21 protein-coding genes are annotated in these 19,515 nt (G+C 60.4%); 11 read left to right on the top strand and 10 right to left on the bottom strand.

What is annotated here, in order from left to right; translation table 11 throughout:
- The first annotated feature begins 8 nt into the window (after nucleotides 1–8).
- Nucleotides 9–716 carry a TetR/AcrR family transcriptional regulator gene (locus BLW50_RS01485; protein ID WP_244544104.1) on the top strand — a complete coding sequence of 236 codons (708 nt, stop codon included), beginning with the start codon at nucleotides 9–11 and terminating at the stop codon, nucleotides 714–716.
- Between the two features lie 138 nt (nucleotides 717–854).
- Nucleotides 855–1,022, top strand: coding sequence for a hypothetical protein (locus BLW50_RS30570; RefSeq protein WP_170849924.1), 168 nt, complete (start codon nucleotides 855–857; stop codon nucleotides 1,020–1,022).
- A 95-nt stretch (nucleotides 1,023–1,117) separates the two neighbouring features.
- On the opposite strand, the gene BLW50_RS01475 is transcribed toward BLW50_RS30570, so the two are convergent.
- The 8 genes from BLW50_RS01475 to BLW50_RS01440 all read right to left on the bottom strand — a co-directional run bounded on the left by BLW50_RS01475 (nucleotide 1,118) and on the right by BLW50_RS01440 (nucleotide 9,005).
- Entirely contained in the window at nucleotides 1,118–1,897 is a 780-nt protein-coding gene (locus tag BLW50_RS01475; RefSeq protein ID WP_090696491.1) for a substrate-binding periplasmic protein, read from the bottom strand.
- 22 nt (nucleotides 1,898–1,919) lie between these two features.
- Nucleotides 1,920–2,693: an amino acid ABC transporter ATP-binding protein gene (locus BLW50_RS01470; RefSeq protein WP_090696489.1), complete on the bottom strand. Its 774-nt coding sequence runs from the start codon at nucleotides 2,691–2,693 to the stop codon at nucleotides 1,920–1,922.
- Entirely contained in the window at nucleotides 2,690–3,784 is a 1,095-nt protein-coding gene (locus BLW50_RS01465; protein ID WP_170849923.1) for an amidohydrolase family protein, read from the bottom strand. Before BLW50_RS01465 ends, BLW50_RS01470 begins: the two co-directional genes overlap by 4 nt.
- Before the next feature lie 161 nt (nucleotides 3,785–3,945).
- Nucleotides 3,946–4,605: an amino acid ABC transporter permease gene (locus tag BLW50_RS01460; protein ID WP_090696484.1), complete on the bottom strand. Its 660-nt coding sequence runs from the start codon at nucleotides 4,603–4,605 to the stop codon at nucleotides 3,946–3,948.
- A complete protein-coding gene (locus tag BLW50_RS01455) occupies nucleotides 4,606–5,103 on the bottom strand; it encodes an ureidoglycolate lyase (RefSeq protein ID WP_090696481.1) in 498 nt (165 codons plus the stop codon).
- A complete protein-coding gene (locus BLW50_RS01450) occupies nucleotides 5,100–6,527 on the bottom strand; it encodes an FAD/NAD(P)-binding protein (protein WP_090696478.1) in 1,428 nt (475 codons plus the stop codon). Before BLW50_RS01450 ends, BLW50_RS01455 begins: the two co-directional genes overlap by 4 nt.
- Nucleotides 6,528–6,885: 358 nt before the next feature.
- Complete coding sequence (locus tag BLW50_RS01445; protein ID WP_090696475.1) at nucleotides 6,886–7,764, bottom strand: beta-keto acid cleavage family enzyme; 879 nt, start codon at nucleotides 7,762–7,764, stop codon at nucleotides 6,886–6,888.
- Nucleotides 7,765–7,955: 191 nt separating this feature from the next.
- Nucleotides 7,956–9,005: a helix-turn-helix transcriptional regulator gene (locus BLW50_RS01440; protein ID WP_090696473.1), complete on the bottom strand. Its 1,050-nt coding sequence runs from the start codon at nucleotides 9,003–9,005 to the stop codon at nucleotides 7,956–7,958.
- Between the two features lie 107 nt (nucleotides 9,006–9,112).
- Here BLW50_RS01440 and BLW50_RS01435 point away from each other — a divergent pair, with 107 nt between their 5' ends.
- Complete coding sequence (locus tag BLW50_RS01435; protein ID WP_090696470.1) at nucleotides 9,113–10,135, top strand: OmpA family protein; 1,023 nt, start codon at nucleotides 9,113–9,115, stop codon at nucleotides 10,133–10,135.
- Nucleotides 10,136–10,145: 10 nt separating this feature from the next.
- Nucleotides 10,146–10,595: a DUF3617 domain-containing protein gene (locus BLW50_RS01430; protein WP_170849922.1), complete on the top strand. Its 450-nt coding sequence runs from the start codon at nucleotides 10,146–10,148 to the stop codon at nucleotides 10,593–10,595.
- Nucleotides 10,596–10,956: 361 nt separating this feature from the next.
- On the opposite strand, the gene BLW50_RS01425 is transcribed toward BLW50_RS01430, so the two are convergent.
- Nucleotides 10,957–11,640 carry a TetR/AcrR family transcriptional regulator gene (locus BLW50_RS01425; protein WP_170849921.1) on the bottom strand — a complete coding sequence of 228 codons (684 nt, stop codon included), beginning with the start codon at nucleotides 11,638–11,640 and terminating at the stop codon, nucleotides 10,957–10,959.
- A 291-nt stretch (nucleotides 11,641–11,931) separates the two neighbouring features.
- Here BLW50_RS01425 and BLW50_RS01420 point away from each other — a divergent pair, with 291 nt between their 5' ends.
- From BLW50_RS01420 to BLW50_RS01390, 7 genes are all read left to right on the top strand, one after another.
- Nucleotides 11,932–12,948 (top strand): GlcG/HbpS family heme-binding protein, encoded by a 1,017-nt coding sequence (locus BLW50_RS01420; RefSeq protein ID WP_090696462.1) that lies wholly within the window; start codon nucleotides 11,932–11,934, stop codon nucleotides 12,946–12,948.
- A complete protein-coding gene (locus tag BLW50_RS01415; RefSeq protein WP_090696459.1) occupies nucleotides 12,945–14,153 on the top strand; it encodes a Rieske 2Fe-2S domain-containing protein in 1,209 nt (402 codons plus the stop codon). Before BLW50_RS01420 ends, BLW50_RS01415 begins: the two co-directional genes overlap by 4 nt.
- Before the next feature lie 213 nt (nucleotides 14,154–14,366).
- Nucleotides 14,367–14,765, top strand: a complete 399-nt coding sequence (locus BLW50_RS01410; protein ID WP_090696457.1) for a YciI family protein — start codon at nucleotides 14,367–14,369, stop codon at nucleotides 14,763–14,765.
- A 96-nt stretch (nucleotides 14,766–14,861) separates the two neighbouring features.
- On the top strand, nucleotides 14,862–15,629 hold the full coding sequence (locus BLW50_RS01405; RefSeq protein WP_090696455.1) for a glutathione S-transferase family protein: 768 nt from the start codon (nucleotides 14,862–14,864) through the stop codon (nucleotides 15,627–15,629).
- Between the two features lie 148 nt (nucleotides 15,630–15,777).
- Nucleotides 15,778–16,818, top strand: coding sequence for an aromatic ring-hydroxylating dioxygenase subunit alpha (locus BLW50_RS01400; RefSeq protein ID WP_170849920.1), 1,041 nt, complete (start codon nucleotides 15,778–15,780; stop codon nucleotides 16,816–16,818).
- A gap of 78 nt (nucleotides 16,819–16,896) precedes the next feature.
- Entirely contained in the window at nucleotides 16,897–17,223 is a 327-nt protein-coding gene (locus BLW50_RS01395; RefSeq protein WP_090696450.1) for a YciI family protein, read from the top strand.
- Nucleotides 17,220–18,647 carry an MFS transporter gene (locus tag BLW50_RS01390; protein WP_090696448.1) on the top strand — a complete coding sequence of 476 codons (1,428 nt, stop codon included), beginning with the start codon at nucleotides 17,220–17,222 and terminating at the stop codon, nucleotides 18,645–18,647. Before BLW50_RS01395 ends, BLW50_RS01390 begins: the two co-directional genes overlap by 4 nt.
- A 208-nt stretch (nucleotides 18,648–18,855) precedes the next feature.
- Here the strand turns inward: BLW50_RS01390 and BLW50_RS01385 are convergent, their stop codons facing one another.
- Nucleotides 18,856–19,494 (bottom strand): invasion associated locus B family protein, encoded by a 639-nt coding sequence (locus BLW50_RS01385; RefSeq protein WP_244544103.1) that lies wholly within the window; start codon nucleotides 19,492–19,494, stop codon nucleotides 18,856–18,858.
- Nucleotides 19,495–19,515 lie beyond the last annotated feature (21 nt).

Genomic DNA, 19,515 nt, shown 5'->3' with positions numbered 1-19,515 from the left:
TCAGACCGATGAAAGAGATGACACTCACTATGCCGCCACCCGAACAGGCCCGACGAGGCAGCGGTGGCCGTCCGACCCGGGAGGAAGCAGTGCGCCGCGATGCGCGCTTGCTTGAGGTCGCGGCTACCATGTTCATGGAACGGGGGTTTGAAGGCACATCAATCGACGCCGTGGCGGAAAAAGCTGGTGTCGGCAAGCCGACCATTTATGCGCGCTATCGCGACAAGGCGGAACTCTTCACGGCCGTCATGCGTGAGCGCATCGAGACCTGGCTGGCGCCGATGGCTGCTGCCGCCGCGCCATCCCACGAACATGATCCCGATGACATCTCGTCAACGCTGCATATGATCAGCCGTCACCTGCTGGATCACTCCTTGAAGCCACAATCGGCCTTGGTGCAACGAATGCTTGCGGCGCAGGCCACGCAGTTTCCCGAACTCGCCAAACTCGCCCATAAGGAAGCCTGGGCACGAGCGGTGCAAGCCATTAGTCTGCTGTTCAAGCGCTCCATCGAACGCGGCTGCATTCATGTCGACGAGCCCGAGATAGCCGCCGGCCTGTTTCTCGATCTCATCGTCGGGAGCACCAAGCGCAATGTCCTTTACGGCATCCCCCTGAACGCCGAGTTCGAAGAAAAACGTCGCAAAGTAGCCGTCGATATGTTCGTGACCGCACTCAAGACCGGTGTGACGCAGGCAGATAAAGTACGGCGCTGACGTACTTTATCTGACGTCGCAGAATTTCCGGAATGCCGACGCCGAGTTTTTAAAGCTGCGAGCGCGCGCCAGTTCCCACGGCCGCTCGCACTGCTTTGTCCTCGGGCACCAGCTATAGCCCGCCGATGCGCGACACCCATGGCTATCGGCATCGCCACCAACTCTCGGCGCGGCCATGCTTTCGCCCGTAAAAACGATGGCCACTGCGAAAAGCAGGCAAAAGGCAAAGAATCGGCGCATGTCGGCCCTCCAGCATGGTCAATGTCCTATGATGGCAGCGCCATCATGAATGGGACACAACTATAAACACTCTGAACCCTAATATCGAACGCAACTGATAGGCAGACCAGAGGCAGCCCGACGCGTCAGAGCCAGACGCGTCGGGCATTCCGCCAGACCCATCAATTCGTGCCAAGCCATTTCGTCTCGAGAGACTTCAAAAAGCCGTCGTTGCTCATATCGCCCAACAGCTTGTTAAGCTCAGCCATCAAGCCGGTGTCGGCAAGACGCGTGTTGATACCAATATCGCGTGCGTCCCAAACATTCGACAACTTCAGGCCCGCTCTATTTGCGCGGGCAAGATTGTAGCGCAAGACCGGCATCGTATTCACGACCACCTGGACGCGACCAATTTCAAGGTCTCGCAGGGCCAACGGAAACTCCGGGTAGTTCTTCAGCTCTTTCACCTTGTCAGCATAAGAGTCCCGTGTGAATTTCTCTCCCGCTGTGCCGGTCTGGAGGCCGACAATCTTACCCACCAAGTCGTCAGGGGTCTCCACGGTGACATCAGCCCGATAAGCAGCCGCGATGCCGGTTTGATAGTACGCGCGTGAAAAGGCGATCCGCTGTTCCCGCTCGGGTGTGCGCGTCAAAGCCGATATGATGACGTCGGTGCGCCCGGACGTCAGCCCCGGAATGAGCCCGGCAAAATCAGAAACGATCCATTCCGCACGGACACCGAGACGCCTCGCGACTTCTTCGCCAAGATCGCGATCAAAGCCCGTGAGTTGGCCATTCTCCATGAATTCAAACGGCGGGAACGCACCACCATTACCGATGACAATCGTTCCTTTGGAACGAATCTTGGCCAGCGCATCGCTGGCCTGGGCCAGCAACGGTCCGGAGGCGAGCATTGCAAAGCTACCGCCGAGCAGAACCACGCGACGCGAATATGCACTCATCGATGTCTCCTTAGGTAAAATTTCAGGTACCGAGGCTGCGGGTAAGAAATTCACGTGTTCTGGGATTGGTGGGCGCCGTCATAATTTCGTCCGGCGTCCCATGCTCCACGATGACGCCCTGATCCATGAACACGATGCGATCTGCGACATCTCTCGCGAATGTCATTTCATGGGTCACGACGACCATGGTCATTCCCTCATCAGCCAGACGGCGCATAACGCCGAGCACTTCGCCGACAAGTTCCGGATCCAAAGCCGATGTCGCTTCGTCGAACAACATAGCTTCCGGCCGCATCGCCAAAGCTCGCGCGATGGCGACACGCTGTTGTTGGCCGCCAGACAATTGGCTTGGATAGGCATCGGACTTATGAGCAAGACCGACCTTTTTCAGAAGAGAACGCGCCCGTTCAACCGCGCTTTCCCGCTCTTCCCCCAACACTTGGATCGGCGCCACGGTGATATTACTCAGCACGGTCATATGCGGAAAAAGATTGAATTGCTGAAACACCATGCCGATACGCTGGCGCAGCTTCTCCATCTCTTTTTCAGGAACCCGGCGCCGGCCACCGCCGCTTTCAGGGCCCCATCCCACATATTCCGAACAGAAAACGACTTCGCCGGAATCGAACGCTTCAAGCCCGTTGATACAATGAAGGAGCGTCGATTTTCCCGAACCTGATGGCCCGATGACGCACACCACTTCGCCACGATGAACGTCGAGATCGATGCCTCGCAACACCTCATTGGCGCCAAAGCTCTTGTAGAGATTTCTGATCTTGATGGGAATGTCGGTCATGACAGCTGCAACTCCTTGTCGCGCATGAGCCATTCGCCGTCCGCCATGACATGCACCAAATCTGCGTCTCGCGCGGCGAGCACGACATTGGAGGCGAAATTGTCGCCGACATTGACAAAGGCAGATGCACCTAGATCGAAAGCGATGAGATCGGCATCCGCGCCAGCTCGCAGCTGGGCACCGCCGGTAGCCATGGAAAGAACCTGCTCAGGTGTGAGCCACTCACTGGGCGGCAAGGCGGCGCGCGGCGCCAGCAAGGCGAATTTTGCCGCTTCCAGCATGCTTTGGCTGTCGTTGCTGCCAGCACCATCGGTCGAAAGCCGTATATCAACATTTTGCCTGAGCGCTCGCGCTATCGGCGCCACACCAGATCCGAGCCGAAGGTTTGCAATCGGGCTATGAATGATACGGGCTCCACTTTTTGCTATGAGTTCGATGTCGCCGTCATCGATATGCACGCAATGTACCAGTTCAACATTTGGGCCGAGCACGCCCAGGCGATTGAGATGGGCGATCGCGCTTTCGCCGTAAAGTTCTCTGCAAGCCTCAACATCCTTGCGGTTTTCGCTGTTATGCATGTGCAGGGAAAGTCTTCGGGCACGGGCGAAGCGAGCCGTCTCAATCAGGAGCTCGTCTGTGACCCGTTGTGGCGCGGATGGCCCAGGAAGTATCGCCGCCGGCAGGCCCTCATCGAGGAGAGCCTCAGCTTGCACCAAGACATCACGTGTCGAGTGACGTGCCGCGCTGACCTCAGGAACGCCGACGAGGCCACCACCAGCCGTGGCGCGGTCACGCAAGTTGATTGCGACGCGTGCTTTGAGCTTGGTCTTTGCCCAAGCGCGCGCCGCAGCCCGCACCGCATCGGGACGAAGCGGAACCTGCCGAAAGTGATCGGTGACAGCAACGCCGCCGCCGCGCACGATATCGGCGGCACAAAGGTGGATCGCGCGCGAGACACTATCGTCGTCCAACGTGTCTCGACCACTGCCGTAGGCATGGCCGAGCCATTCGTTCAGCTCAGCCATCGGAGCCAGTCCGCGACCGAGCATTTCCGGCGAGTGAGTATGGGCGTTGTTGAAGCCGGGCAGCAACAGCAATGAAGATGCATCGACAATCTGCGCGTCACTTGGAACCGCGATCCGGCTTCCTATCTCCAAGACAATCCCATCCGATATGAGAATGTCCTGTCCTCTGCGTGGCTGCCAATCCTTGCCCCCCGGCAGAAAAGTGGCCCCTGTAAAAACCCGTTTCATTACCGTTGGCTCCGTTTGATGCCGCGCCCGAGGTACGCGTTGAGGGCCACCAGCGGCAGCGTCATGCACAGATAGATGAGGGCGACACCAGCGAATGGGCTGAACGTATTGGCCTTCCAGGTCATGATATCGGTGCCTGCGCGCAGCAGATCTGGAATGGCTATGACGGAGACAAGCGCCGTATTTTTGAGAAGCGTTATGGCCTCACTCGTCAGAGGCGGCAGCACCCGACGAAAAGCTTGAGGCAAGACGACCCAGCGCATGGACTGAGCCCATGACATTCCCAACGACTTGGCAGCGCGAATCTGCCCGCGATCGATGCTTTCGATACCTGCCCGCATGATCTCCGTAACAAAGCCTCCCGTGGTGATGGACATTGCGAGGATCGCGACCGTGACTGCGTTCAACAGGATGCCGATCGAAGGAAGCCCGTAATAAAGAAAGAGCAGAGTGACGAGCAGCGGGAGGCTGCGCATCAATGTTGTCCACGCCGTGACAAACCATACGAAAGGCGGAAATGCCGTTGCGTGCAGCAACGCCAGAGTTACCCCAATGATGAGGCCGAAGATGGCGGAGGCCGTGGCAAGCGCGATCGTTGTGCGCGCGCCGTGAATGAGACTCGGCAGAGAGTCTAGGAAGAGTTGCCATTCGAAATCCATTTAGACCTCGAATCGCATGGTTATGCCAAACTCTTGATCAAGCGCGCAGTTGATGTGATCGACTTCATTCGTGTCCGAGAGCTCGAGATTGATGAAGTCGACCTCGCTCCCTTCAAAGAAGGGGCCGGCGTGCCAACAGCCTTTGTGGAGTTTAATGGCGCAATTCCCAGACACTCTGAAAGCGCGAATAGAAGATGGATCTGGCATCAGGCTGCGATTGATTGACACGATAGGCGGAGCGACCGCAATGAGCCACTCACGTCCCCCCAAAGCAGCCAAGCATTGGGTGACGGCAGCGTGACGCGTGATGCGTTTGAATTGCAGCTCGCGCGGCTGCAATCGCATGATGTAAAGCCGGGGTATACCACCCTTGATATCAAGGCGCGCATCGTTCGGCCCGAAAAGAACTCCATCATCCATCGGAACGATGAGTTCGCCATAAAGAGCAAACTCGTCGACCGAAATCTGTGTGGGGCGTAGCGCCAGTTCGGTTGTCATTTCGAAATCCTCGTTTCAATCGGCGGTTCCAAGTGTTTGATCGACATGAACTGCCACCAGTCGGCTTCGGTCTGATCGAGCGTGAGCGTCTGCACGACATGCCGGATGATGCGCGGCCCGACATATTTGAGAGCCGAATTGCTGGCTGCGACTGGCCCCAAGCTGAGCGTCGAAGGTCGCGCGAGAAAATGGATCCGGGATAAGTAAGACGCTGTCCCCGGCTCCTTCTCGGTGAATTCACCGTGTCGACCAAGGTAGGGAAAGGTGGCCAGCGTATCGTGGTGCAATTCGGATGGCGGACTGAACCGATCGCTCCAAAGAGCGATCTTGGGGCGCAACTCATCAAGTTCTGGCCGCAACCCTAGATCGACGCTGATCCCCGTTCCCGCGACAACGAAGTCAAATTCAAATGTCCGATCGCCGGACCTAACCTCGATCGTATCGTTGTTCGTCTGGCATTCATCCCAAGGTGTGCCGGCATGCATCCGAAACGACGGAAAGGCAGCCGCTCGCTCAAACGTCGGCAACGGCGGCGGCTGCCCGATGGTGTAGAGGCGGTGCATATAGCGCCACTTAAGTTCGTCCGAAAAAGCACCGAAGCTCGCCAGAAAGCCGGAGGATTCCATCCAGCGACGAGGATTTTCCTGCGGCAAGGTTTCGCGTCGAAAGCAGAGATCGACGGATGCCGCGCCAGCTTCCAGGGCGGCGGCAGCCGTGTCGAAGGCGGAGGCACCGGCGCCCAAGATGCCGATACGTTTCCCCATGAGACGGTCAAAGTCGACCGTGTCGTTCGTATGCGCGAAGAGGTGCGGCGGAACGGACTTCGATATCAAGGGAGGGACAATATGCCCTCCTCCTCCCTCCGAACCGGTCGCCAAAACGACCGTCCGCGCATAGACCTCTTGAGATCCCGCAGACGTTGCAAACAGCAGGCGGAATAGTCCGTCGGCCAGCGGCGAGATGGTTTGGAGGTCGTAACCATTGCGGACGTCCAGGCCCATCGCCCGCCGATACCAGACGAGATAATCCATCCACGCGGTGCGTGGAATGCGCCCAAGCCTGTCCCAGCCCTCTTGGCTATATTGTGCGATCCACCAGGCGCGAAAGCTCAGGGATGGAAGACCGAGGTCTGTCCCGGTGACGAACTTCGGCGTGCGCAGTGTCTGCATGCGCGCGAAAGTCAGCCACGGCCCTTCCAGCCCAGCGGCGGCTCGATCGAATAGAGTAACACGGCCGACACATTCACGCTTGAGACCGGCGGCGATGGTCAGACCCATCTGGCCTGCGCCGATCACCGCGCAGTCGAGCGCCGGTTGGCCATCGGGCCCGAAGGCCGGCCGCACCCAGTCTATATTTGGATAGGACGTTGCAACGAGATCATCATTCAGCCGCACATCAAGTGCGGACGAGCTGGCATGAGTCATGAAGTTCTTTCAGACGTGCTTATGAGCGTGGAATTGGCCAAGCGAGAAAAGGCCGCCGCTCGTGTGCCGAGCGCAGCCTTGCTTCAGTCAAGCCGTTCGTCGCCACCGCCCGCGCGCACGCGCAAGCCCATGCGCGCGCGGGGGACGACCCGCGCGGCGCTGACAAGGTGTGCGATAAGAAAATCCCGACATCACTTACGAGAAGCAACTCGTGTGCCATCTCCGTCCACGCTCTTCCAACGGCGTTTCAACGGGCAGACTCGCTAGGTCCTTGCACTCTTGCAAAATGATTAGGCATATTTCGCAAAGAAAGCGCACATAATGCCCAACCAGCCATCGCTAGCTTATGAACCCAAACCTAAGCAGACAGGCCGAGCATTTCGCGGGCCTGCCGCGCGGTTGCGATTTCCCCGCCAAGCGACTTGACAATGCCGCGCGCCTTCTCAACCATCGCCGCGTTTGACGACGCGAGAACGCCCTTCTCCAGGTAGACCGCATCCTCCAGCCCGACGCGCACATGCCCGCCAGCCAGATAGGACTGCGCCACCATCGGAAAGGCCATACGGCCCGTGCCGAATGCGGTCCAGATCGTGCCAGGCGGCAATAGCCCGCGCGCATAAAGCACCGTCTCAGGCGACGGCTGGAAGCCGTATTTTACGCCCATGACGATCGAACACAAAATCGGGCCACCGAGCGTGCCGTCGTTGATGAGATCGCGACACAGGGCAATATCGCCAGAATCGAACAGCTCGATCTCCGGCCTCACGCCGGCTGCGCGGATCACCGCCGCCATGCGGCGAATGTTGCCCGGCGTATTGATGACGACTTCCTTGCCGGAATTCATGGTATTAAGATCAAGGGTGCAGATGTCCGGTTTGAGAAGTGCGATGTGCGCCACTCGGTTTTCGGGTTTCATCAGCGTAGTGCCAGGACCAGCAACCTTCGGATCGTCAGCATCCGGTGTGAAACGGCCGCCCGGACCAGTCGTGAGATTGAGAATGACCTGGGTGTTCTTGGCGCGGATGCGATCGATCACGTCGCGATAATAGTCGATCTCCATGGAGGGACGACCGGTCTTGGGGTCGCGCACGTGGATATGCACGGCGGCCGCGCCAGCCTCGGCTGCGCCAAAACATGCTTCGGCGATGTCCTCTGGCGTGACGGGCAGATGCGGAGTCATCTCCGGCGTGGTCTGATTGCCCGTCACGGCACAGGTGATGAGGACGCGCGGTTGCATCGGCGGTTCCAACTCCCTCAAAGTTTTCTGTTGCTGTCGCCATCGTCAGCGGCACCCTATTAGCTTCTACGGTGGAGAGATGGCAGCTGCCCGCGGAATGTCCGGCTGTTTCGCTGAATGGAATGCCATCTTGTCTCGATGACAAGTCTTACCAGGCTGTAATCGGCCGTCGCCCTCTTTTGGAATAACGGTCAACGCGCCAGGAACTGTGCCATGGAATCCCAAGATGCTGTACCTGTTGCCTGATAGATAACGCCGAGGTGTTTCTTGAGCGCTTCAGCGCTTGTTCCGGTCCGTGCCGCAACCTGAGCGCGATCTTGTCCGAGCGCAGCAGCCAGCATGATGCTACGCTGTTTCGGTGACAAATCGAATGCGAGCAATTGCTCGATCAGCCTGACACTGCGTGGTGTCTCGATGTGCATAGACACCAGGATCGCCGGCTGTTCGCCCATGGGGGTTCGCAGCCGTTCGGGTGTGATGACGAGACGCCCATTTGGAATTTCCATCAGCCCGGGCGCATTGCCGCCAGCCTCAATCGCTTTACAAAGATCGCGGATAAAACGCGGTGGCATAGTGATCGCCCCACCAACTTGGATATGTTGCCCGACCGCATTCATCCGCTGCAAAATCTGCTGGGCCGCTTCGCTCATCAACAAGAGATTATCGCCCGATGCACCAACGATGACATGGCCCCGCAGCTGTGTTGGCTCCCACTGCTCCTCGAAATCACCGCCGATGAAGGCGCGCCCGAGTGGACCCGTAGCCAGCTTCAGAGTCGCAAGATCGGCGTCATTAAACGGCCGCTGACGAGCCCGAAACAGTAGGGCTATGGCGCGCGGACGCCCCTCATGGTTGATTCGCAGATCGAGCGCATGATGGTGGCCGCTCGCACGGACGAGAAGATTGAACGTATTGGATCGATAGTAAGCCGTAGGTGGCGCCAGTAGGTTCCCGATTCCAGGCCCTTCAAGCGTTGCCAGGGTCGCGACATTGAGCTCCTTCGGCCCCAGAAACAGCCGTTCAAATTCGTTCAGAAAGAGATCCTGCGCACTGGCTGGAGAATCCTCGTGGAAGAACCCCTCCGGTAGCCCGTTCTTATCCATCCAGAATAGGGCGGCCGCATCGGCGCCAATGAGTTCACGTAGCAGCCGGCAGGCTAAGGGCGCGATGGCGGCAACCCCCGCGCCCGTCCGGCAGAGAAGATCGAGTTCATGCCATTTGCGCTTATTGGGTCTTGCCATTGGTCACGATCGCGGGCCTGCCGAGCGGCGAGGCTAGCAAATCCTCCCCGCCAGGGGAATGTTTTGTAGCGTAACCGTGAAGTAAAGCCGAACGAGATCAAGCGTTCATGCGCCTCGCTTCCACTCACAGGATTCCCATGCCGGTCTGCTCCTCCCTCACACAGGCAAAAAGCCGCCCTGTGCTTACTCTACTCGCCAGTTTATTAGCTTTTGCCGCACACTCGGTCATGGCCAAGGATGCTCCCGGCTCAGCCGATCACCCGCTCGTCGGCCGTTACAAGGGTTCGGAGATCAGCGTTTACCAGACCTCGGATTTTGACCGTGTGGACTTTCTGTCCAAGCCGATTCCGCGACGCTTCGAATGGCCCGCTGTTCTGCCTGATGATTTGCGCCTGCGCGTGGAAGGCAAGAGCATCCGTATCGTCTATCGCGGTCCCGCTGATCGTTCGGCGCTGGAGATCGATGCCAACTTTGCCGATAGTCTGAAGGCCAAGGGATTCGAAACCCTTTTCTCCTGCATCGATAGCGAATGCCTGTCGGGCAATACCGGCTTCTATCAGCTCGGCGGCTTCCTTGATGATACACGCCGCAATGCCCAATATGGGCAGGCGATCACCTACCGTCTCGCCCGTCTGAGCCGTCCCGCCGGTGATGTCTATGTTGCAATCATGGCCGGCAAAGGTTTGGGCTCCACCTCTATCGCGATGCGCATTGTCGAGAGCAAGCCGATGCAAGGCGACCAAATTGCCTTCATCGATGCTGGGCAGATGCGCGCAGGGCTGGACAATGCCGGACGCGTCGCCCTCTACGGAATTCAGTTCGACTTCGACAAAGCGAAAGTGAAAACAGAATCTGCGCCGACACTGCAAGAGATCGCCAAGCTCCTACAAGCCCAACCTTCCTTGCGCCTGATCGTGACCGGCCACACCGATGGCAAGGGCGAATTCGATTATAATCTGGGGTTGTCGCAGCGTCGTGCCCGGGCCGTGGTCGAGGTATTGGCGAAGACGCATGGTGTCGCTACCGACCGTCTGATTCCGTTTGGAGCGGGCATGGCGGCTCCACTCGCTCCTAATAGTGACGAGATCGGGCGTGCGAAGAACCGCCGTGTCGAACTGGTCAAGCACTGAGGCATCGATCGTGAAACCCATCTTGGTGCTGGCTCTACTTGTCCTTGGTTGTAAGGTTGGCTGGGCTGCCGATCGCTTTGAACCGGGCCTGTGGCGCTCGACCGCTGTCATCAACGGCAAGACGACCCGACAAACGGGCCCGCGATGTATCTCCCAGCAGGAAGCCGATGCGATGAACGGACCGGCAGCGTCCGTCCGCAAGGGGCTAGAGACGTCGTCCGACTGGAAAGGCTGCCAAATTCACGATGTACTCGTCGATGGCAACCAGGTGGACTTCAGCGCCACCTGCGCCGATGCCAGCACAACGACATCGCGAACGACCTATCAAGGCTCGTCCTATGTTGGCATGATCACCGTCCCTGCCCTGGCCTATGACTCCGCTTGCGGAAGAGTGCCTATCTACGCTCCAGTATTATTCCGGCTCGCTGAAATTATCCGCAGACAGTACTTGGCGGCGTGAGAAGCATTCATACGCCTTACACCCGCGGAGCTAACCCCAGACATAATAGTAGAGCCACGATCTATGCCGTGGTCGCTGTGAGAAAAGCGTAGCGCAATGCGGTGGCGTTCTCGGCTTCGAATAGCATCTCATGGTTGCCGGGAAGATCGATGGTACGAAAGTCGGGGCAGCGCCCACCAAGTAACGTCGTTCGACGCCGTCGCACCTGCGCGCAACAGAGCGGTCGGCGCACGCAGACGAACAGAGCGATCATAGAGCCCTTTTTCACCCAGGGGTGTTTGACACGGATTAGGAGCTGCATGCCGAGCTCTTCCGCGAACGCCGAGTCGACCAGACACTTCTAGGAAACAATCGGACGCGACTATCGATCGCGCCCGCGTGTTTTGCGCGCGTTCGGAACGGTGGACACGGTCTCCAGATGCTGGAACGCCAGTACAGGGATTTCCATGAGGTAGCGCATACGCTCGATGCCGCTTTCGATCACGGTTTCTCCCGCGCCCAGCCACTCGTTCACGCAACCAATGTATAGCGTGAAGAGAAGCTCCGCCGCCTGTTCCAGGTTGCAACCGCTGGCGATGACGCCGTGCTGCTTGAACTGGTACAGCCAGGCGATCAGCGCCGCGCGCATCGTAGCCCGGCGCTGCATGATCTTCTCGACATACGGGTTGTCCGCATTACCAAGCTTAGGCAGCACGACGCGGCTCAGTTCCGGTTTGGTCGCCCAGAACCGGAAGGTCCGCGAGAAGTTCGCGATCACCTGATCCAGCAACGGCCCGGTGGGGTCGATCGTGGTGAACAGATCATTCAGCTGATCGAGATCTTCAACGAACAGCATCGCCGCGAGGCCAACCTTGTCGCTGGCATAGGCCGACACGGTACCAAACCCGACGTCCGCGATCCGCGCGACCTCGCGCATAGGTGTCTCATGAAAACCATGTGTCGTGAAGAGGTGCCGAGCGGCGCCCCGGATGGCCGCAAGCTTTTCAGCCTTGCGTCGTTCCCGCAGACCGATGGGCGGTTGTCCGTCTTTCGCGCCACCGTTCATAGCAAGCCTCCGACCATTTCCCGCCAGCCGCACGGACCCGGCGCAAGAAGAAGGTCCGCGGCGTCGATTCTGCGCATCGTTGCACTCATAGCCCATTGTCCTCTCGTCAAAGAACTAAAATGCGCCCCCTCACTCTGGCCGGGACCCGCATGGTGGGGGTCGCGCGCCGAGGACACGCCCAAGGACAAAGCGCGAAACGCTCCAGACATCTCAGGCCCATTCCGCCATTGACTCGAATTCTGATGCCGCTCTATATTCGATCACGATCAAAAAAGAGCGAGTTCAGAAATAATGAACCCGAAAGACGTTACGAAGGCGACCTCTCTGTCGAAGGCCCGGGCCAAGCTCAGCCGGGCGGTCGATAAATGTGAGTCGTTCAAAAAGGCCGGCGCCTTCATCGTGGTCGACCCGTCGGGCGCTCCGGTGAGCGCGGTGAGGATGGACGGGTGCGCGCCCGGAGCGTTGCCTTTGGTGCGTGCCAAGGCCTTCGGTGTCGCGGCAAACGGCGAGCCCAGCGCGCAATTTGCCGCCCGGATGGCCAAGTTCGGGGGGCCGGTCTTCGCCGTCTACCAAGCCGTCATGCGCGATCAGCCCTTCCCCGGCGGTGGCGGGATGCCGATCAAGGAGGGCAACCGGGTGACGGGCGCCATCGCGACAGGCCTGGGGATCGGCCCCTTCATCAAGTCGCCTGGCGTCGATCCCACGGCTTTCCTCGCGGACGGCGAGCCCGCGAATCTTGAGGACATCCTCATCAGCTATGCACTCGACACGCCCTACAATCCGCAGCACGGCGACGATCGGGCGCGCTGGGTTGAAGCCTATGGCGCCCCTCCGCCCCCCGGACTGAAAGGCGTCGCCATGGACCCGGCGCGCCCCGCCTCCCGGCAACCCGTCCTGACCCGGGCGCGCGCCCTCTCGGATTACGTTCTGGAACTTGCCGCAGCCCGTGACGTGCGCGTGAGCGTGGTGATCGTCGATGCATCCGGCGATCCCATAACGTTGGATCGCATGGACGGCGCCGCGCCGATGGGAGTCGATGTCGCGCAGGCGACCGCCGTCGCGGCCGTCAACTTCGCCATCCCCTCAGGCGACATCGCGGCCCACGCGCAGTATGGCGCCAGCCTCGACAGATTGATGGACATCGTTCCGTTCCGAATGCTGGCCCTGCCGGGCGCCCATCCTCTGGGCACACCTCCAGCATCCGCTGGCGCCGTCGGCGTTCACTGCCAAGACCTCAAGATCGCCCAGGACCTGGCGCGCGCAGCCGCCGAGTGGAGCACCCCCCAATTCGAAGGAGACCAGTCATGAACGAGCACACGAAGATTCCCATGCAGCAGGCGCCCCTCGCCGATCCTGGAACTGTCGATTACGTCCGCACCGGGCCCGGGACTCTGGCAGGAACCTATATGCGCCGCTTCTGGCATCCGATCTACTGCAGCCGTGACCTGGAGCCCGGCCGTTCAAAGCCGCTCACCATCATGAGCCAGAAGCTCGCCCTGTACCGCAGCCAGGAAGGCGCGGTCCATTGCGTCGACAACCGTTGCGCGCACCGCGGCGCCATGCTGAGCACGGGCTGGGTCGAGGGCGACGTGATCCGCTGCCCCTATCATGGCTGGGCCTATGGTCCGAACGGGCAATGCGTCGATCAGCCGATGGAGATCGCCGGCTTCAAGAAGAACATCCGCATCGGCGGCTATCCGACGCAGGAGTATCTGGGCTTCATCTGGGTGTATCTTGGCGAAGGCGATCCGCCCGAATTCGTCCGCTACCCGGAGTGGGAGAAGGCGTCGTTCGTGTCGCCGCAGATCGACACCCGCGCCTGCAACTGGTTCCAGAACATCGAGAACTATCAGGACGAGGCGCACGTGTGGTTCACCCACAAGCGCTCCGCTCTAGAAGGGCTGGACCTGAACGCTCTGCCGAAGCTGTCTTGTGAAAAGACGCCCTGGGGCCTGCGCATGGTCGCCAAGAAGCAGGATGGCAACGAACGGATCGTGCAGTTTGGCATGCCCAACGTCTGCATGTTCATGGTACATCCCGACAACATCAAGCGGCAGGGCGAGGAGAGCACCCGCGAGGAGACCATGTGGCAGATGTTCCTCGACTACCGGGTTCCCGTCGATGACGAGACCCATCTGCAGGTTCACACCATCGCAACATTCATGAATGGCCCGCCGAGCGAGGAATACAAGAAGCGCTGGAAGGATTTCGCGAACGCGGAAGCAGAAGCGCACGACGTCGCCCAGCGCGTTCTGCGCGGCGAACTGCACTACGACCAGATCGCCGAGATGTGCCATCACGTGCCGCTGGCGCAGGACGAGGTGGTGCAGGTGGGCCAGGGCGTGATCGCCGATCGCCGCCGCGGCATCGAGAACTTAGGCGCCACCGATGTCGGCATCGTCGCCATCCGGCGGCTCTACACCGAGGAACTGACCGCCTTGGCGGAGGGGCGACCGCTCCGCAAGTTCGAGCGACCCGAAGGGCTTCTGCCCAAGGGAGGAGCCGACCATTGAGTCAAAGGACGCGCGACATGACGTAGCGTGACGGCGCATGATCGCCCGCGAATGCCGGGGCCCCAGGGCTCCGGCTGCGGGTCGCTAATCGCCGCAATGCCGCGCGCGATATTCGCCATCGCGGCCGAGCCAACAAGTCGCCAACTCGCCGACACCTGATCAGTCAACTGTTCCGCACCTGCTGCGATTACAACTCCAAGGAGGAAAGACCCTATGAGTGAAAAATCTGTTCCCGCCGCCGACATCGTCAACGAGTGCCGGACGCGCGGCTATCTGGCGAAACAGCTCTACGCGATCTTCACGCGGCCGACGAACGGCATCGGGCCGATCATGGAAAATCTCGCAGAACACCTGGGCTACCAGGAATATCTTGAGCGCGAAGGCATCATGTTCGCCGCCGGCCCGCACTGGACGGACAATGAACAGGATTGGGAAGGCGATGGCCTCGTCATCTACCGCGCATCGTCGATCGAAGAAGCGCGCGAGATCGCGGCCAAGGACCCGATGCATACGAGCGGCGCGCGCACCTTCCAGGTCCGGCCGTGGTTGGTGAATGAAGGCAAGATGACCCTCGAGATCGGCCTGGCCACGGGACGCTTCAAGCTGATCTAGCGGCCCAAGACGATCTGCCGGCCGCACCGGCGGGTCGTCGCACCGCATCTGCCCAAGAAAACCAGACGACGCAGTGAGCCTGTGGGGAGGAACACCATGCTTGAGCTGTATCATGCCGGGCTGACGACATGCTCGAAGAAGGTCAGGCTGTGCCTGGCGGAGAAGGGGCTCGACTACCGCAGCCACTTTCTCGACCTGCGCAAATTCGAACATCACGGCCCCGAGTACCTCGCGATCAATCCCAACGGCGTGGTGCCGGCGCTCGTGCACGACGGCGAACCCGTGCTCGAGTCGATGCTGATCAACGAATACCTCGACACGGTTTTCCCGACGCCGCCGCTGCGCCCGACCAATCCGCTCGAACTCGCGCGGATGCGACTGTGGACGAAGCTGGCCGACAACTACGGCCTGGCCGCTGTGGTCCCCAACACCTGGGCCTTCTACCAGCCCGTCATCGCCAAGCTGAGCCCGCAAGAATATGAGCGGATGATCGCGCGTGTGCCCACCGATGAACGGCGCGAACAGTGGAAAAAAGCGAGCGACAACAGCTTCACCCAGGACGACCACCAAAAGGCAGTGGACGCCGCCAAGCGCATTGTCAGCAAGATCGAGGCCGGGATCGGGGAAGGCCCCTGGCTCATGGGCGCAGCCTATACGCTCGCCGACATCGATCTGCTTCCCTACGTCGACAGGATAGCGACTTATTTCCCCGACATCCTCGGCCCAGGCTCCAAAACGCCGCGGACTGAAGCGTGGCTCGAGCGGATGCGCGGCCGCCCAGCGGTCAAGAGCACCTATGCCCCGTCAGTTGATGCTCCGGCGAGTGTTGTCCCGGTCGCGGCGACCGCGTCCGCCACAGCCTAATTGAACCGCAGACGCTCAAGCGCCGGCCTCATATCCGGCACTGGACGCCATTACGGAACATAAAATCGATTATAATCATTTTTGATCGTATATAAATGGGGAGGGTTAGATGGGGTCAGCCCTATATCTTCGAAACTGCTGGTACGGCTTGGCCTGGGCGGAGGAACTGCTCGCCACCCCTCTCCTCGCCCGCCGCATTCTCGGGATGGACATGGTCGTCTTCCGGGATGCCAAAGGCCGGCCGACGGCCTTGCGCGATCGCTGCCCGCATCGCTTCGCCCCTCTCAGCCGGGGCGTGCTGAAGGATGGAACCGTGCAATGCAGCTATCACGGGCTGCGCTTCGACGGCGCCGGTGGTTGCGTGGAAAATCCCTTCGGCAGGGTCCCGCCCCGCGCCGCGGTAGAGAAATTCACCGTCGTGGAGCGGGACCAGATGCTGTGGATCTGGCCAGGTGACGCCGCCAAGGCCACACCGGACACCATCCCCGACTTCAGCTTCCAGAACAGGGACGGAATCGACGGCGACTGGGTGGTGTTTGGCTACACCCATGTGCAGGCCAACTATCAGCTCGAGACCGACAACCTTCTGGACCTGTCACACACGGAATTCCTGCACGCCAACAGCTTTGGCGGCCGCGGCCTCATCCAGCGCGGCGAATACCAGTTGCGCGATCTCAACACGGAGATCCACTCCAACTGGTGGATGGCGAACATCCCCTTCATCAATCCCATGACACGGCAGCCGACAGGCGAGCGGCTGGACCATTTCCTCGACATGCGGTGGACGGCGCCCAGCGCGATGCGCCTCCACGTCAGCTTCCTGCCCCATGGAGTTCATGCCGACCGCAAGGACAATCGGCGCGACGATCTGCCGGGGCAATTCTCGGCCCACATCATCACGCCGCAGGACATAGGCTCCTGCCACTATTTCTGGAGCGCCAACAAGCCGACCGGCGCGGGCCCGTTCGTCGGCGGCGTCGATAAGACGAAAGGGCTCGCCCTGTTCAAGCAGGCCTTCGAGATCGAGGACAAACCGATGATCGAGGCGGTCGAGGCCAATATGGCGGCGGACTTCTGGGACGAGCGCCCGTTGCTGTTGGCGAATGACGCCGGCGGCGTCCGCGCTCGCCGGCGCCTGGCCAAGCTGATCCAGGAAGAGCAGGCCGCTGCCGAAACCGCGGATGCCTGAGTGAGCCACATCCGAGATGAACTGCCGGCGGTTGCCTGACCTCCGCCGTGCGGTTGCGACTTCTGAAGGGAGAGAATCATGCTGTATTTGAGGATTTGCTTCGACGGCCAGGACAGCGGTGATTTACGCAAGCAACTCGTAAAGACTCATCGCGAGTACATCGGCTCGCACGTCGGCCAGAAGAAGGATGGCGTTCAGGTCGTTCAGGGCGGACCGATGAGCGCCACGGACGACATCACCGCGAACGTCGGCAGCTTTCTCGTCGTCGAAGCGGATTCCATGGCGGACGCTCAGCGGTTCCATGACAACGATCCGTTCACCCGCGCCGGGCTGTTCGGCCGCGCCGATGTTGTCCGCTGGGATCGTCACATCGGCAACGAGAACCAGACCGGATACAAGCCATGATCAATCAGCAAACCGGTGTCAGCCAACCCGACGGTCAATCGATTGACGTAGCCAACGTCATCGACACCGCCCCGATCGGCAATCTGCAGCTGCGAACCATAGCCTTATGCGGAGCGATCGCCCTGCTCGACGGCTATGACACGCTAGTCATCGGCTTTGCCGCGCCGGCACTCGCCGATCATCTGAACATCTCGCGGTCGGCGCTTGGCCCTGTGTTCGCGATCGGGCTCCTGGGCGCGGCGATCGGCGGCCTTATGCTGGGGGCGCTGGCGGACCGCTTCGGCCGCAAGCCGATGCTGATCGCATCCGCGCTGATCTTCGCGTTCTTCTGCGGATTGACGATCTGGGTGACGAACCTCCCGCAGTTGTTGGCGTGTCGCTTCCTTGCCGGCATCGGACTGGGTGGAGCGGCGCCCTGCTTCATCGCCCTCGCGTCCGAATTTGCGCCGAAGCGTTTTCGCGCGGCCGCCATCACCATGCTCTGGGCCTGCCTGCCGCTTGGAGGAATCCTGGGCGGTATTGTCAGCACCGTGGCGCTTCCCCGCTATGGCTGGGAAACACTGTTCGTGTTTGGCGCCGTGGCGCCATTGCTGGCAGCAGCAGCCGCCGCTGTTTGGCTGCCGGAGTCGCCGCGGTTTCTTGAACGCACGGAACAGGGCCGCGCCAAACTCGCGCGGCTGTTGGAGCAACTTGCCAAGAGACCCATGCCTGATGGCACCCGGTTGATCGTCGCCCACGCGGATCAAGCGTCCAGCTCGATCCGGGCGCTGTTCAGCGAAGGGCGCTTCCGCATGACCATGCTGCTGTGGCTCGCCTTCTTCTTCGCTGCCGTGCTCACCGTGCTCATACCCTTGTGGTCGCCGACGCTGCTGCGCGACGCTGGCTACTCGATCGCGCAGTCGAGCCTCATGGTCGCGCTGTTCAATATCGGTGCCATCGTCGGCATGGCGGGGCTGGGGATGCTCATCGACCTTTACGGCGCCAGGCGCGTGCTGACAGGCATCCTCGTTCTTTGCGCGGTGTCGACGGCGCCCATCGGCTTTCTCGTCACCGAGATGTTGTTCGCCGGAGCGTTGTTCACGATCTCGGGCATCGGCGCGGGAGGCGGCGTGGCTGGAATCGTGGCATTGAGCGCGATGCTCTATCCCCCGAGGCTGCGATCCACCGGCGTCGGCGGAGCAGCGGCCGCGGGCCGGATCGGCCAGATGCTCGGGCCGATGGCAAGCGGAACGTTCATCGCCCTCGGCTGGGGAATAGGAGGCATCTTCGCGATCATTGCGGCACCGCCTCTGCTCGCCGCGATGTTCGTATCGGCGCTTAGCCGACGAGAGAACTCCGAACTCTCCAAGGCAAGCGATGTTGCATCTGTGTCAAAGTCGCGATTCCCAACTCGCGGCAGGGGCAAGGTCTTCGACCAGGGCTGACCGAGCATTGCGCACGTTTCCTCTCCGGCCTCAAATCTGGGCGAACCCGGTCTGCCATTAATTAAGAATACGACAAACGCACTATCTTAGCCGCTTACCGTTCTTGAGGCCGCATTGGCCGCATCGTTCTTCTTCGAGTTTACGAATGCGAAAAGGTACCGTCGCTTTCTCCAAAGCAGACGGTTCCCTTCCCTCTCAAGTCGCAACCTCAACGCGACAGCGCGCCCACTCGGTCGAGCGCGGTTCCAAAGCCCTGTAGCGAAATCGAGAACGGAGTGGCGGTGCCGCCATCGGCAACCGCTTTCACCTTAAGCGCAGAGCCAGCGCGCAAAGCGGCAAGTGTCGGCGCATCGAAGCTGACAGCAACAACACAGCCTCCTGGCACACAGGTACGAAACCGCACCGGCTGCATCGCTGGCTTCTCGTCAATCTGGAAGGTCACCCCGGAATCAAGCGCCAGGCCGAACGGCAGGATCAACGCGCCAGCTACCGTGTTGCCACTCGGAGCATCGAGCTCCATCGCCAAGACGCGCTGACCGTTCTGCTGTGCTTGAACCTGAGACAGCACGCAGCGCTTCGAATTGGCCTGCTGGGCGCAAGCCACACGCCAATCCTTGTAGGTCTCATTGAGAGAAGAGGCGCCGCCCGGGAGACTGGCCACAGCCGCAGCCCCGGCGCCGGATGTCGCCTGCGCCAACACGCTGCCTGGGACCAAGGCTGCAAGCATGCCAACTGCGAGGGCAGCGGCCGTCGACAGGCCAAAGCGGCGGATATTGTTATTCATCGTCAGAAAACCTTTTTCGTTCGCGCATGGCGCATTGAGGTTGAGAAGATCGTGCCCGTTCATTCAATTCGGTCCTTATTTATG

Source organism: Beijerinckia sp. 28-YEA-48 (genome assembly GCF_900104955.1).
Taxonomy (GTDB): domain Bacteria; phylum Pseudomonadota; class Alphaproteobacteria; order Rhizobiales; family Beijerinckiaceae; genus Terripilifer.
Note: the sequence above shows the minus strand (reverse complement) of the source record. Positions and strands in the feature narration are given on the sequence as shown.

Excerpts from the sequence above, each read along its gene's own strand:
- BLW50_RS01485 (WP_244544104.1), top strand. The coding sequence starts at position 9 with ATGAAAGAGATGACACTCACTATGCCGCCACCCGAACAGGCCCGACGA.
- BLW50_RS30570 (WP_170849924.1), top strand. The coding sequence starts at position 855 with ATGGCTATCGGCATCGCCACCAACTCTCGGCGCGGCCATGCTTTCGCC.
- BLW50_RS01475 (WP_090696491.1), bottom strand. The coding sequence starts at position 1,897 with ATGAGTGCATATTCGCGTCGCGTGGTTCTGCTCGGCGGTAGCTTTGCA.
- BLW50_RS01470 (WP_090696489.1), bottom strand. The coding sequence starts at position 2,693 with ATGACCGACATTCCCATCAAGATCAGAAATCTCTACAAGAGCTTTGGC.
- BLW50_RS01460 (WP_090696484.1), bottom strand. The coding sequence starts at position 4,605 with ATGGATTTCGAATGGCAACTCTTCCTAGACTCTCTGCCGAGTCTCATT.
- BLW50_RS01455 (WP_090696481.1), bottom strand. The coding sequence starts at position 5,103 with ATGACAACCGAACTGGCGCTACGCCCCACACAGATTTCGGTCGACGAG.
- BLW50_RS01450 (WP_090696478.1), bottom strand. The coding sequence starts at position 6,527 with ATGACTCATGCCAGCTCGTCCGCACTTGATGTGCGGCTGAATGATGAT.
- BLW50_RS01445 (WP_090696475.1), bottom strand. The coding sequence starts at position 7,764 with ATGCAACCGCGCGTCCTCATCACCTGTGCCGTGACGGGCAATCAGACC.
- BLW50_RS01440 (WP_090696473.1), bottom strand. The coding sequence starts at position 9,005 with ATGGCAAGACCCAATAAGCGCAAATGGCATGAACTCGATCTTCTCTGC.
- BLW50_RS01435 (WP_090696470.1), top strand. The coding sequence starts at position 9,113 with ATGCGCCTCGCTTCCACTCACAGGATTCCCATGCCGGTCTGCTCCTCC.
- BLW50_RS01425 (WP_170849921.1), bottom strand. The coding sequence starts at position 11,640 with ATGAACGGTGGCGCGAAAGACGGACAACCGCCCATCGGTCTGCGGGAA.
- BLW50_RS01420 (WP_090696462.1), top strand. The coding sequence starts at position 11,932 with ATGAACCCGAAAGACGTTACGAAGGCGACCTCTCTGTCGAAGGCCCGG.
- BLW50_RS01415 (WP_090696459.1), top strand. The coding sequence starts at position 12,945 with ATGAACGAGCACACGAAGATTCCCATGCAGCAGGCGCCCCTCGCCGAT.
- BLW50_RS01410 (WP_090696457.1), top strand. The coding sequence starts at position 14,367 with ATGAGTGAAAAATCTGTTCCCGCCGCCGACATCGTCAACGAGTGCCGG.
- BLW50_RS01405 (WP_090696455.1), top strand. The coding sequence starts at position 14,862 with ATGCTTGAGCTGTATCATGCCGGGCTGACGACATGCTCGAAGAAGGTC.
- BLW50_RS01395 (WP_090696450.1), top strand. The coding sequence starts at position 16,897 with ATGCTGTATTTGAGGATTTGCTTCGACGGCCAGGACAGCGGTGATTTA.
- BLW50_RS01390 (WP_090696448.1), top strand. The coding sequence starts at position 17,220 with ATGATCAATCAGCAAACCGGTGTCAGCCAACCCGACGGTCAATCGATT.
- BLW50_RS01385 (WP_244544103.1), bottom strand. The coding sequence starts at position 19,494 with ATGAACGGGCACGATCTTCTCAACCTCAATGCGCCATGCGCGAACGAA.